The sequence below is a fragment of the Pseudomonas sp. OA65 genome, assembly GCF_017498305.1.
GTDB lineage: Bacteria > Pseudomonadota > Gammaproteobacteria > Pseudomonadales > Pseudomonadaceae > Aquipseudomonas > Aquipseudomonas zanjanensis.
Genome location: NZ_JAGDEZ010000075.1, coordinates 1 through 11,804 on the forward strand (window position 1 = coordinate 1; position 11,804 = coordinate 11,804).

9 protein-coding genes are annotated in these 11,804 nt (G+C 62.4%); 4 read left to right on the top strand and 5 right to left on the bottom strand.

Annotation, left to right across the window (positions count from 1 at the left end; translation table 11 throughout):
- Window positions 1-251 precede the first annotated feature (251 nt).
- Entirely contained in the window at window positions 252-1,109 is an 858-nt protein-coding gene (locus J3361_RS28765; RefSeq protein WP_207967382.1) for an SDR family oxidoreductase, read from the bottom strand.
- Between the two features lie 187 nt (window positions 1,110-1,296).
- On the opposite strand from J3361_RS28765, the gene J3361_RS28770 reads away from it, so the two are divergent.
- Complete coding sequence (locus tag J3361_RS28770; protein ID WP_207967383.1) at window positions 1,297-1,701, top strand: VOC family protein; 405 nt, start codon at window positions 1,297-1,299, stop codon at window positions 1,699-1,701.
- 175 nt (window positions 1,702-1,876) lie between these two features.
- On the opposite strand, the gene J3361_RS28775 is transcribed toward J3361_RS28770, so the two are convergent.
- Window positions 1,877-3,025 (bottom strand): PatB family C-S lyase, encoded by a 1,149-nt coding sequence (locus J3361_RS28775; protein WP_207967384.1) that lies wholly within the window; start codon window positions 3,023-3,025, stop codon window positions 1,877-1,879.
- 178 nt (window positions 3,026-3,203) lie between these two features.
- Between J3361_RS28775 and J3361_RS28780 the strand changes: the two genes are divergently transcribed.
- Together J3361_RS28780 and J3361_RS28785 are read left to right on the top strand one after the other, a co-directional pair.
- Window positions 3,204-4,709 (top strand): methyl-accepting chemotaxis protein, encoded by a 1,506-nt coding sequence (locus tag J3361_RS28780; RefSeq protein WP_207967385.1) that lies wholly within the window; start codon window positions 3,204-3,206, stop codon window positions 4,707-4,709.
- Window positions 4,710-5,063: 354 nt separating this feature from the next.
- Window positions 5,064-6,131, top strand: a complete 1,068-nt coding sequence (locus J3361_RS28785; protein WP_207967386.1) for an alpha/beta hydrolase — start codon at window positions 5,064-5,066, stop codon at window positions 6,129-6,131.
- Between the two features lie 352 nt (window positions 6,132-6,483).
- Here the strand turns inward: J3361_RS28785 and J3361_RS28790 are convergent, their stop codons facing one another.
- The 3 genes from J3361_RS28790 to J3361_RS28800 form a co-directional block, all read right to left on the bottom strand.
- Window positions 6,484-8,724, bottom strand: a complete 2,241-nt coding sequence (locus J3361_RS28790) for a xanthine dehydrogenase family protein molybdopterin-binding subunit (RefSeq protein ID WP_207967387.1) — start codon at window positions 8,722-8,724, stop codon at window positions 6,484-6,486.
- Window positions 8,725-8,736: 12 nt separating this feature from the next.
- Window positions 8,737-9,210, bottom strand: a complete 474-nt coding sequence (locus J3361_RS28795) for a (2Fe-2S)-binding protein (protein ID WP_207967388.1) — start codon at window positions 9,208-9,210, stop codon at window positions 8,737-8,739.
- A 142-nt stretch (window positions 9,211-9,352) separates the two neighbouring features.
- Complete coding sequence (locus tag J3361_RS28800) at window positions 9,353-10,552, bottom strand: MFS transporter (protein ID WP_207967389.1); 1,200 nt, start codon at window positions 10,550-10,552, stop codon at window positions 9,353-9,355.
- A 116-nt stretch (window positions 10,553-10,668) separates the two neighbouring features.
- Here J3361_RS28800 and J3361_RS28805 point away from each other — a divergent pair, with 116 nt between their 5' ends.
- A complete protein-coding gene (locus J3361_RS28805; protein ID WP_207967390.1) occupies window positions 10,669-11,550 on the top strand; it encodes a LysR family transcriptional regulator in 882 nt (293 codons plus the stop codon).
- The last annotated feature ends 254 nt before the right edge of the window (window positions 11,551-11,804 follow it).

The window sequence follows — 11,804 nt, forward strand, 5'->3', positions numbered from 1 at the left end:
AGATTCTGGGCAACCACATTTTCCGTGGAAATTGAACCTATTCGCTATCGTGCAGCCTTGACCTGGAATTTGTTTTAGAAAATCAAGTGCTTGCGTTTTGTTTGATAGGAGCTTGCTCCCGCTGGGTCGCGAAGCGGCCCCCAACGACCAGACAACTCGGTGTTGGTGAGTATTGAGGGGGCTGCTGCGCAGCCCAGCGGGAGCAAGCTCCCTCGCCACAGGTAAAACACAGGTAAAACACTGCGCCTTGATCAAAGCATCGGCTTGCCCCCGGTAATCCCATAACGGGCCCCGGTGATGTAGCTGGCTTCGTCCGAGGCCAGCAGCACATAGATCGGCGCCACTTCAACCGGCTGGCCAGGACGGCCGAGGGGTGTCTGCGAGCCGAAATTCTGCACTTCTTCCTCGGGCATGGTCGCCACGATCAGCGGCGTCCAGATCGGTCCCGGCGCCACGCTGTTCACCCGGATGCCCTTGGGCCCGAGCATTTGCGCCAGGCCGCCAGTGAAGTTGGCGATGGCGCCCTTGGTGGTGGCATAGGCCAGCAGTGTCGGCTTGGGCATGTCGGAGTTGACCGAGGTGGTGTTGATGATCGAACCACCGGGCTTCATGTGCGGCACGGCGGCCTGGCAGATCCTGAACATCGCCGTGATATTGATATCGAAGGTGCGCACCCATTCCTCGTCGGGAATCTCCTCGAGGGTTTCGTGGGTCATCTGGAACGCCGCGTTGTTGACCAGGATGTCGATATGCCCGAAGCGGGCGACGGTTTCATCGACGATCTTGCGGCACAGGCCTTTCTCCGCCAGGTCGCCGGGCAGCAACAGGCACTGGCGTCCGGCTTGTTCGACCCAACGCGCGGTTTCCTTGGCGTCTTCGTGCTCGTCCAGGTAGGCAATCGCCACGTCCGCGCCTTCACGGGCGAAGGCAATGGCGACGGCGCGACCGATGCCGCTGTCGGCGCCGGTGATCAGGGCGATCTTGTTCGCCAGGCGTCCAGAGCCGGTGTAGCTCTGTTCACCGCAGTCCGGGTACGGGTCCATTTTTCGCTGGGTGCCGGGCACCGGCTGGCTTTGCTTCGGAAAAGGCGGGAAAGGGTAGTCGGCCATTGTCGTTCTCCAGTTGGGTTGCGATGGAGGGTGGACTTTGGGGTGTCGGGCGGAGTTCGGTCGGATTGTCTGGTCAGTCGATGAGCGTGACGAGGGCTGTTTCGTCGGTGAATAGGCGGCATCGGGCGAACATTGGAGGTTGCGGTATTCTCCAATCCACGTACGGATTTGAAAGAGGAGCAGGGCCATGTTCAGCCACATCCAGATCGGCGCCCGCGACCTGCCGAAAATGGTCGCTTTTTATGACGCAGTCCTCGGCTGCCTGGGACTGGAGCGCATGGAGAGCGAAAACGACTCGGGCCCGCCGGGGGAAGGCTGGCGTCAGCCGGGCAAGCACTGGCCCCAGGTGTTTGTCCAACTGCCGTTCAACGGCTTGCCCGCGACCTGGGGCAATGGCATGCAAGTGAGCTTCGCCGCCGAATCCCCGCAAACCGTCCGCGCCGCCTGGGAGCAGGCGATGGCCATGGGCGGTACCGACGAAGGCCCACCCGGCCCGCGGCCGCAGTATTGCGAAGGCTATTTTGGCGCGTATTGCCGCGATCCGGAGGGGAACAAGCTGTGTTTTGTTTATGCGCCGGATATGCAGGAGTGACGCGATTGTGGCAGATGATCGTTGTGGCGAGGGGATTTATCCCCGCTGGGTTGCGAAGCAGCCCCAATAGACAGCGCACGAAGTCAACCTGACACAACGAGTGACCTGTTTTTAGGGCTGCTTCGCAGCCCAACGGGGATAAATCCCCTCACCACAAGTGTTGTCACCGGTTGGATCAACCCCTGGCCTTCAGGCTGCGCTCCATCCGCGCAATCCCTTCCTCCAGCAGCGCCCGCGGGCAGCCGAAGTTCAGGCGCACGAACTGCCCGGCATCGTCACCGAAATCCAGCCCGGCACTGAGCCCGACCTTGGCTTCCTTCAAGAAGAATCCTTGCGGGTCATCCAGCTTCAAGCCTGAACAATCCAGCCAGGCCAGGTAAGTGCCCTGGGGCACGGTCATGGTGATGCCCGGCAGGCGAGTGTTCACCGCCTCGACCAGGTAATCACGGTTGGCTTGCAGGTAGGCTTTCAGAGCTTCCAGCCACGGGCCGGCTTCGCTGTAGGCCGCGCGGGTCGCTTCCAGGCCCAGGGCATTGACGCTGTCGACCATGCCGGCCCGGGCGCTGTTGACCCGTTCGCGCAGCTTGGCGTTCTGGATGATCGCGAACGAGGTTTTCAGCCCAGCGATGTTGTAGGCCTTGCTGGCGGACATCAGCGTGATGGTGCGCTCGGCAATCGCCGGGCTGAGGGACGCGGTCGGTATGTGCACGCGGCCGTCGAAGCACAGTTCGGCATGGATCTCGTCGGAGATGATCCAGGCGTCCTGCGCCAGGCAAATGTCGGCCACGGCCTGGAGTTCTTCACGCTCGAACACCTTGCCCAGCGGGTTGTGGGGATTGCTCAGCAACAAGGCGCCGCCGCCCTGCAACGCTTCGCGCAACGCGGCCAACGGCGTATGGAACTCACCGTTGAGCGGGGTGAACGGCAATTCCACTTTGTTCAACTGCCAGTGACCTGGGGCGTGGCGCAGCGGCGGGTAGTTGGGCACCTGCACCACGACGTTCTGCCGGGGTTCCACCAAGGCATGCAGCGCCATGTTGAAGCCTGGTTCCACACCTGGCAGGAACACGATCTGCTGGGGCTCGACGCGCCACGCATACTTGTCCCACAGGTCCGCCACAATGGCCGCACGCAGATTGTCCTGGGCGACGCTGTAGCCCAGCATCGGATGTTCGAGGCGCTTGTGCAGTGCGTCGATGACCATCGGTGGGGCGGCGAAGTCCATGTCAGCCACCCACATCGGTAGCACGTCGGCCGGGTAGCGGCTCCATTTGGTGCTGCCGGTGCCGTGGCGTTCCAATACGGTGTCGAAGTCGAAAGTCATGGGGGTTCCATCAGTCAGTCATGCGATGGCGGACATCATAAAGCAAAGGCCCGCGAGAAAAGCTTCGTGGCGTAGTGCCACTACTTGATAATAATCAGTTACAGTTCCACCTCGAAACGCCGACAACACGTGAACAGCATCGGTAACGGACCTCCAAGTCTTTGAAAAGGACGACCCCATGACATCGCCTGTGCGCTTTAACGATCACCACCGTAAAGCCGACCGCATCATGCTGGGGCTACTTTGGCTCACGTTGCTGTATTCCCTGAGCCTGGCCTTCCTGCATTCGACGTTCACCCAGGCGCTGTTGGTGGGAGGGACGACCTGCGTGGCGAGCACCGCGCTGTATCGCGTCCTGGCCGGTACGCGGGCCATGCGCTGCACCATCGCGGTGGCGCTGATGGTCATGGCGGCCCTGCACATCAACCAGACCCACGGCGTGATCGAATTCCACTTCGGGATCTTCGTGCTGCTGGCCGTGCTGACGTTCTACCGTGACTGGCTGCCGATTGTCGTGGCCGCCGCCACCATCGCGGTTCATCACCTCAGCTTCCACTGGCTTCAACACCAGGGTTATCCGGTGTTCGTCATGGATAGCCACGGTGGTTGGTCGATGATCTTCCTCCATGCGTTCTACGTCGTAGTGGAAAGCGTGATCCTGATTTACCTGGCGAACCAGAGCCTGGCCGACGCCACGGAAAACCAGGAGGTGCTCGACAAGGTACTGGCAGCGGCCGCGCAGTTGAGCAATGACGCCGACAGGCAGCGCGGTGAGGGCGTCAAGGTCTCTTCGAGCGAGCGTTTCGATCATTTCCTCCAACAGGTCACCCAACTGGTGGACGGCGTGGTGCGCGACACCCGCAACCTCTCGGACCTGGGCCAGGACCTCTCCCAGGTTGGCCAGACCCTGGAAACCGGTGCCCGCCACCAACTCGACGAAGTGGCGCAGATGAGCGGTGCGATCGGCCACTTGGTCCAAGCCATGGAGAACATCGCCGGCCACGTCGACCAGACCTTGCAGCGTGCCGGCCAGGCCAATGAGCAGGTCAACCGCGGACGCAGCACGGTTGACCAGACCCGGGAAGAGATCGTCGAGCTGGCAGGGCGCATCAACCTGACCAACGACACCGTGCAGGTGCTGGCCGAGCAGGCCCAGCAAATCGGCCAGGTGCTGGATGTGATCAACGGCATTGCCGAGCAAACCAATCTGCTGGCCCTCAACGCCGCCATCGAAGCCGCCCGTGCCGGTGATCAGGGCCGCGGGTTCGCGGTCGTGGCCGACGAGGTTCGCACCCTGTCACAGAAGACCTCGACATCCACCACCGAGATTCAGCAGATCATCGCCAAGCTGCAACAAGGCAGCCGCCAGGCCGCCGTCGCGATGCAGGACAGCCGCGACGGCGTGGAGCGCTGCGTGTCCGCCAGTCAAATGGCTTCGCAACTGTTGCATGCCGTGGTTGAAGACATCGCCGTGATCAACCATTTCAACGACCTGATTGCCAGCACCACCCAGGCGCAATCCCAGGCGTCGATCGGCATCAGCCAGCGTCTGCAAAGCGTGCAGGCCGTGGCTGAGCGCAACGCTGACAACATCGGCGTCCTGACCCGCAGCAGCCAATGCTTGCCACCGTTGGCGGAGCGGTTGGCGGTGTTGGGGCAGGCGTTTCACAGGAAGCCACTTTAAGCGCCTGGCTGTCCGCTCGATTGAAACCCGACAGCAAGCGTTGTGTAGGCGCGTGTAGGAGCTTGAGCTGTCGAGTGCAACGAGGCTGCGATCTTTTCCCAGGCACATGAATCTCAAGCAAAAGATCAAAAGATCAAAAGATCAAAAGATCGCAGCCTTCGGCAGCTCCTACACAAACGCAGTCTTCCTGATACGAATGTATCTCAGCGTATCCTGGCTCACGATCGATACGGACGCTTGCATTCCAGCCCGTCGCTGACACATTCGCGATACCTGGCCAACGTCAAATGGGACCCATCGAGACGGCCCAAGTCGTCTCACCGGCTTACCCACGTCGTTCGCAAGGAGCTTCACATGGATATAAACAATTCCCCCGTACCCCGGCATCGCCGTCTGCTTGCACCCACGCTCCTGGCGTTGGCAATGATGCAGATGGGCGCCTTGGCATTGACCTCTTCCCCGGCCAGCGCGGCCGATGTGCCGGCGAGCACTGTCGGTGCGATCACCCCCGGCAGTCACACCTCGTTCGGCCCGCTCAAGCACGTCAAGGCCGGCCTGCTGGACGTTTCCTATGCTGAAGTCGGCCCTGCGGATGGGCCGGTGGTCATCCTGCTGCATGGTTGGCCCTATGACATTCACAGCTACGCCGATGTGGCGCCAGCGCTGGCCGAGAAGGGCTATCGGGTTTTGATTCCGTATGCCCGCGGTTATGGCGATACACGCTTCCTGTCTGCCAAGACCCTGCGCAACGGCCAGCCTTCGGCGCTGGCAAGCGATCTCATCGATTTCATGGACGCATTGAAGATCAAGCAGGCCGTGCTCGGCGGTTATGACTGGGGCGCACGCACCGCCGACATCGTCGCGGCCCTTTGGCCGGAGCGGGTGAAGGCGCTGGTAGCGGTGAGTGGCTACCTGATCGGCAGCCAGGAGGCCGGCAAGGCACCGCTGCCACCGGCAGCCGAACTGCAGTGGTGGTATCAGTTCTACTTTGCGACAGAGCGTGGCCGTCTCGGTTATGAGAAGAACACCCACGACTTCGCCAAGCTGATCTGGAAGCTGGCGTCGCCGAAGTGGAATTTCGATGACGCGACGTTTGACCGAAGCGCCGCCGCCTTGCAAAACCCCGACCACGCCGCGGTTTCAATCTTCAACTATCGCTGGCGCCTGGGCCTGGTCAAGGGCGAAGCCAAATACGACAGGCTGGAGAAGAAACTGGCGACGTTCCCGGCGATCAGCGTGCCGACCATCACCCTGGAAGGCGATGCCAACGGCGCTCCCCATCCGCCCGCCGAAGCTTATGCCAAGCGCTTCACCGGGAAATATGAGCATCGCCTGATTGATGGCGGCATCGGCCACAATCTGCCGCAAGAGGCGCCGCAGGCGTTCGCCCAGGCTGTGATCGATGCCGATCATTTGCGCTGACATTCGAAATCCGGTGCGTAGGAATCGATCGAGGTGGTCATGGCTGCCTTGAGCGCTTACAGGCTGGATCAACCAGGCCCACCGCGTTGGACGCACTGGGGCTGCTGCGCAGCCCAGCGGGAGCAAGCTCCCTCGCCACAAAGGCGGTGTTTACCGCCGCGTGGTGTCTCATGCCACGTTGTGTGTTTGGTTGGGGGAATGTGGGGTATTCAAGCGCCATCAGGTGCAACCACCCACCTATGGCAAACCCCGCTTTTGTGGCGAGGGAGCTTGCTCCCGCTGGGGTGCGAAGCGCCCCCCAACCCAGTGGATCGGATCAACTTGGCACACCACGTTGACCGTTCCACGCCCGTCACACCAACTTGAACGGCAACTCACGTAACGGTTTACCCGTCAGGCTCGCCACGGCGTTGGCAAAAGCCGGGGCCAATGCTGGAAGGCCGGGTTCGCCCATTCCTGTGGGCGGCTCGGCGCTGGGGACGATGTGGACGGCGAATTCCGGCATGTCGGTAATGCGCGGCACGCTGAAGTCGGCAAAATTGCTTTGCTGCACCACGCCGTCCTTCAGGGTGACGGCGCCACCGGGCAGGCACATCGACAATCCCATCAGCGCCGCGCCCTGGACCTGGGCCTCGACGCTGCGGGGGTTGACGACCAGGTTGCAGTGCACGCCGGCGGTCGCGTTGTGCAGCACGGGACGGCCATCCTGCACCGAGGCTTCGACCACATATGCCACCACCGAACTGAACGACTCGTGGACCGCCACGCCCCAGGCACGACCCGCCGGTAGCTGGCGCTTGCCGTACCCGCTCTTGTCCACGGCCAATTGCAGCGCTTCACGATGGCGTGGGCTCTGGTCGCCAAACAACTTCATCCGGTACGCCACCGGATCTTGTTTGGTGGTGCGAGCGATTTCGTCAATCAACGTCTCCATTACGAACGCCGTATGGGTGGAACCCACGCTACGCCACCACAGCACCGGCACGTTGAGCTTGGGATGATGAACCGTCAGGCGCATGGGCACTGGATACGGGTTGCGCATGCCCTCGGTGGCCGTCGGGTCGATGCCATTTTTTACCCGCCCGCCAAACACGGTGCCGGTGATGATCGATTGGCCCACCAGGGCGTGATCCCAGGCGAGAACCTTGCCGCTGTCATCAAAACCGATACGCGCACGGTGCAGATGCATGGGGCGGTAGTAGCCGCCCTTGATGTCGTCTTCCCGGCTCCAAAGGGTGCGGATAGGGGCGTTGACTCCCGCAGTGCGGGCGGCCTTGGCGACTTCGCAGGCCATTACCACGAAATCGTTGGTGGGCACGCCGCGCCGGCCAAAGCCACCGCCAGCGGTCTGTACGTTGACCTGGATCTGCTCGGGCTTGAGGTTCAGTACCTTGGCGGCCGCGGCACCGTCGCCGCCGGGGAACTGCGTGCCGACCCACAGTTGAGCGCTGTCCTGGGCGAGCTGCACCGTGCAGTTCAGGGGCTCCATCGGGGCGTGGGCGAGGTAGGGGAACACGAACTCGGCGTCCAGTTGATGCGGCGCGCTGGCCAGCGGCGTCATATCGGCGTCGAAGTGCAACGGGCCGGGCTGGCTGGCCAGCTCGCGGTATTGAGCCAGTTGTTTTTCGCTGTCGACTTTTTCCACGGTAGAAGTGTTCCATTCCACCTTCAGCGCATCCCGGGCCAACTTCGCCTGCCAGTAACCGTCGGCGACCACGGCGACACCTTCGGCGCCGCCGTCCAGCGGCACGCGCAACACGGCTTTGACGCCTTTCGTGGCCCGCGCGGCGTTGTCATCCAGGGAGGCAATCCTGGCGCCGAACACCGGTGGTCGAGCGACGACCGCCGTGAGCTGCCCCGGCAGGTGCATGTCGATGCCGAAATCCTGTTGGCCGCTGCTCTTGGCCTTGGCATCGATGCGGGTGGTGGCGTGGCCGATGATGCGGAAATCCTTGGGATCCTTGAGCGTGATCTGCTCAGGAACAGGCATCGCCATGGCGGCTTTGGCCAGTTCGCCGTAGCTCGCCTTGCGACCCTCGGGCCCGAGTACCATGCCGGCCTGTGTACGCAGGCTCGCCACGTCCACATTCCAGCGGGCGGCGGCCGCACTCAGCAGCATGGCCCGCGCACGGGCGCCGAGCTCACGGTACTGGGTGTAGCTGTTCTTGATCGTGTTGGAGCCACCGGTGAGGTGAATGCCGAAGGCCGGATCCATGTAGGCGGCGTCGTTGCTGCCGTTGCGGCTGCGCACCAGGCTCCAGTCGGCATCCAGTTCCTCGGCGAGAATCATCGGCAGGGCGGTCTGTACGCCCTGGCCGAACTCCAAGCGGTTGATGGTCACCGTGACTTCGCCATTGGGCGCGATCTGGACGAATGCGGAGGGTTGCTGGGTCGGCTTGAGCGGCGCTGCGGCGGCGCCATTGGCCTCCTGCGCCAAGGCCAGGTGCGGGAATGCACCCAAGGCCAGCCCGCCGATGCCGACGATCTTGAGAAAGCTGCGCCGGGGCAGGGTAGCGGGGCCGTCAGCCTCGTCGCGCTCAAGCATCTGTTGCAAGGCGCGGGGGAGCTCATTCGGGAATATCTCGTTCAACATGGTCGGCTCCGATCAGGCAAGGGCTTTGGCGGCATCAGCCACCGCGGCGCGGATTCGGGCGTAGGTGCCACAGCGGCAGATGTTGCCGGCCATGGCCGAGTCGATCTCGGCCGCCGTGGGCTGCTTGCCCTTGGGCTGGGCCTTGAGGAATGCGGTCGCGCTCATGATCTGGCCGCTCTGGCAGTAGCCGCATTGCGCCACGTCGTGCTTGACCCACGCCTCGTGCACCGCATTGCCGACCGGGTCGCTGCCGTTGGTGGCCGCTTCGATGGTGGTGATTTTCTTGCCTTCGGCGGCGGCGATGGGCGTCACGCAGGAACGAATCGCCTGGCCGTCCAGGTGCACGGTGCAGGCACCACACAACGCCGCGCCGCAGCCGAACTTGGTGCCGGTCATGCCCAGCGTATCGCGCAGGGTCCAGAGAATCGGGGTGCCAGGGTCTACGTCGACCGTGTATTCACGGCCGTTTATGTTCAGGGCGCTCATAGGGGACCAGCTCCAGATGGTTTGGCTCTGGTTAACTATAGGAAGGAATGGTTGGGGTGGATTGCACGATCCGGGCTGATTCTTGCCTGATCTTGCAAACCAAACCGGGATATCAGTCCCCAAGCGTAATAGAACCGTGTTGCTAGATGCTCTGCGCAAAGCCATGGCGTTCTGCAGACCACACCACGGCCAACGTCAGCAGCAGGAGAACGACCAAGACCGGCGCAAACGCAACGACCCCCAGGTGATCGAGCAGCAGACCACCGACGATCCCGCCACCGGCAATGGCCAGGTTCCAGGCCGTGACCAGCATCGACTGGGCGAGATCCGCCGCGTCCCCAGCCGTCTTGGCGATGGCTGTCTGAAACAGCGTCCCAGCCCCTCCGAAAGCGATTCCCCAAGCCGCCACCGCGATATAAACCGCCGCAGGCGTGTCGCTCATCACGCCCAGTGTCAATGCCGCAAGGGCGAACAGCACCGTGCCGGCCAGCGTCAACGCCCGCAGATGGCGATCGATCAGCACGCCGACGACCCAGATCCCCAGCAACGACGCGACACCGAAGACCAGCAGGACCAGATCTATCCGCTCGCCCAGGCCCGCTGCCGTCAAGAACGGCGCGATATAGGTAAAGAGAATGTTGTGCGCCAGAACAAACGCCAGCACCACGAACAACACTGAGCGAACGCCCGGGAGGGTGAAAACCTGACCCAAGGCAAGGCGCTTATGGGTGGCTTGCCCGGGGAAGTCAGGCACCTTGAGTCGGACCCAGACCATCAAGGCCACGGCGAACAGGCTCATGATGGCGAAGCTCATCCGCCAACCGATCAGGTTGCCGAGCAACGTACCGGCGGGTACGCCCAGGGATAACGCCAAGGGCGCGCCCACCATGGCGATCGCTATCGCCCGGCCTTTCTGGGGTTCGGGCACCATGCGGGCGGCATAGCCGGCCAACAAGGCCCACAGCAGTCCGGCCGATACACCACCCAGCAAGCGCGCGACCATCGTCAAACCATAATGCGTGGACAGCGTCGTGACGGTATTGGCCACGGCGAAACCGGCAATGGCGAGCAACAAAAGCGATCTGCGCCGCATGCCTTGGGTCGCTGCCGTCAGCGGAATGGCCGCCAACAAGGAACCTATCGCGTAGACGGTGACCAATTGGCCGGCGAGGGATTCGGAGATCGCCAGCCCTTCGCTGATCTGTGAGAGAAGGCCGGCGGGCAAGGCTTCGGTGAGAATGGTCACGAACGCCGCCAGCGCCAGGGCAAATAGTGAACCGATGGGAAGCGGTGCGGTGTCTTGAACGACCTCGGCATCGATATGGGTATTGGCAATCGTCATGTGGCACCTGCCTGGAGCGCTGATAAGTGCCGACCACGGTAAGTGCGCGTCTTTTGCGAGACAAGAATGCTAGAGTGCAGAACACATCGGAAAAAATGTCCGCAATGGGGGCTGACTTGGAATCGCTGAGCGGGATTGATTTTTTTGTGCGCGCGGCCGAAACCCGCAGCTTTTCAGAAGCGGGCAGGGCGCTCGGCATTTCCTCTTCGGCGGTGGGCAAAAGCGTGGCCCGGCTCGAGGCGCGACTGGGAGTCCGCCTGTTTCATCGCAGCACGCGCAGTATCACGCTGACGGCGGAAGGGACGCTGTTCCTCGAGCGTTGCCGGCGTATTCTGTGCGAAGTCGAAGCGGCCGAGTTGGAGTTGTCGGAAACCCGCAAGGCGCCCCGGGGCAAACTGCGCGTGAGTTTGCCGCTGGTTGCCGATCTGGTCATGCCGACGCTGATCGCCTTCATGCGCCGCTACCCCAGTATCGAACTGGACCTGGATTTTTCCGACAGGCTGGTGGACATCATCGAGGAAGGTTTCGATGTGGTCATTCGGACCGGAGAACCGAGCGACTCTCGGCTGATGTCCCGCCCGTTGGGCACGTTCAAGCTGGTTGTGGTTGGTTCGCCGCGGTACTTTGCCGAACACGGCACACCGCAGGTGCCGGCGGATCTGCTGCGGCATGCCTGCCTGCTGTACAAATTCCCCAGCACTGGCCGGATGCAAGTCTGGCCGGTAAACGGCGAAGGGGAGCCGGATCTCAACCTGCCGGCCACCCTGGTTTGCAACACCACCGAGGCATTGCTGCATGTCGTGCACGATGCGTTGGGGATCGCCTGCGTGCCGGATTTCACCGTGCGCAAGGCCATTGCCAGCGGTGAACTGGTCACCGTCCTGGATGACTTCAACCGTTATCAGAACACCTTCCGCATGCTCTGGCCTTCCAGCAAACATTTGGCGCCGAAACTGCGGGTGTTCATCGATTTCATGAACAGTGAATTATTCAAGTGACGCTTGGGCGCTTTTGTGGCGAGGGAGCTTGCTCCCGCTGGGGCGCGCAGCGGCTCCCAAAAAAGCGATGAGCGCTACGCACCCCCCCGGCAGAACAACCACCCCCCCCATGCGCAACAGCAAACAATTTTGGCCCCTTGCACTCTTTCTGCCCCCGCCTCCTCCCTCATAACAAATTCAGCCCCCCCCCCCACCTCCCCGGCTCTTAGTGGCAGCTGCCCCGGCCCACTCAAAGATATGAGACTGTACAACCG

What these genes read in the sequence shown, in the direction of transcription:
- J3361_RS28785 (WP_207967386.1), top strand. Translation starts at nt 5,064, where the DNA reads ATGGATATAAACAATTCCCCCGTACCCCGGCATCGCCGTCTGCTTGCA.
- J3361_RS28775 (WP_207967384.1), bottom strand. Translation starts at nt 3,025, where the DNA reads ATGACTTTCGACTTCGACACCGTATTGGAACGCCACGGCACCGGCAGC.
- J3361_RS28765 (WP_207967382.1), bottom strand. Translation starts at nt 1,109, where the DNA reads ATGGCCGACTACCCTTTCCCGCCTTTTCCGAAGCAAAGCCAGCCGGTG.
- J3361_RS28790 (WP_207967387.1), bottom strand. Translation starts at nt 8,724, where the DNA reads ATGTTGAACGAGATATTCCCGAATGAGCTCCCCCGCGCCTTGCAACAG.
- J3361_RS28770 (WP_207967383.1), top strand. Translation starts at nt 1,297, where the DNA reads ATGTTCAGCCACATCCAGATCGGCGCCCGCGACCTGCCGAAAATGGTC.
- J3361_RS28795 (WP_207967388.1), bottom strand. Translation starts at nt 9,210, where the DNA reads ATGAGCGCCCTGAACATAAACGGCCGTGAATACACGGTCGACGTAGAC.
- J3361_RS28800 (WP_207967389.1), bottom strand. Translation starts at nt 10,552, where the DNA reads ATGACGATTGCCAATACCCATATCGATGCCGAGGTCGTTCAAGACACC.
- J3361_RS28780 (WP_207967385.1), top strand. Translation starts at nt 3,204, where the DNA reads ATGACATCGCCTGTGCGCTTTAACGATCACCACCGTAAAGCCGACCGC.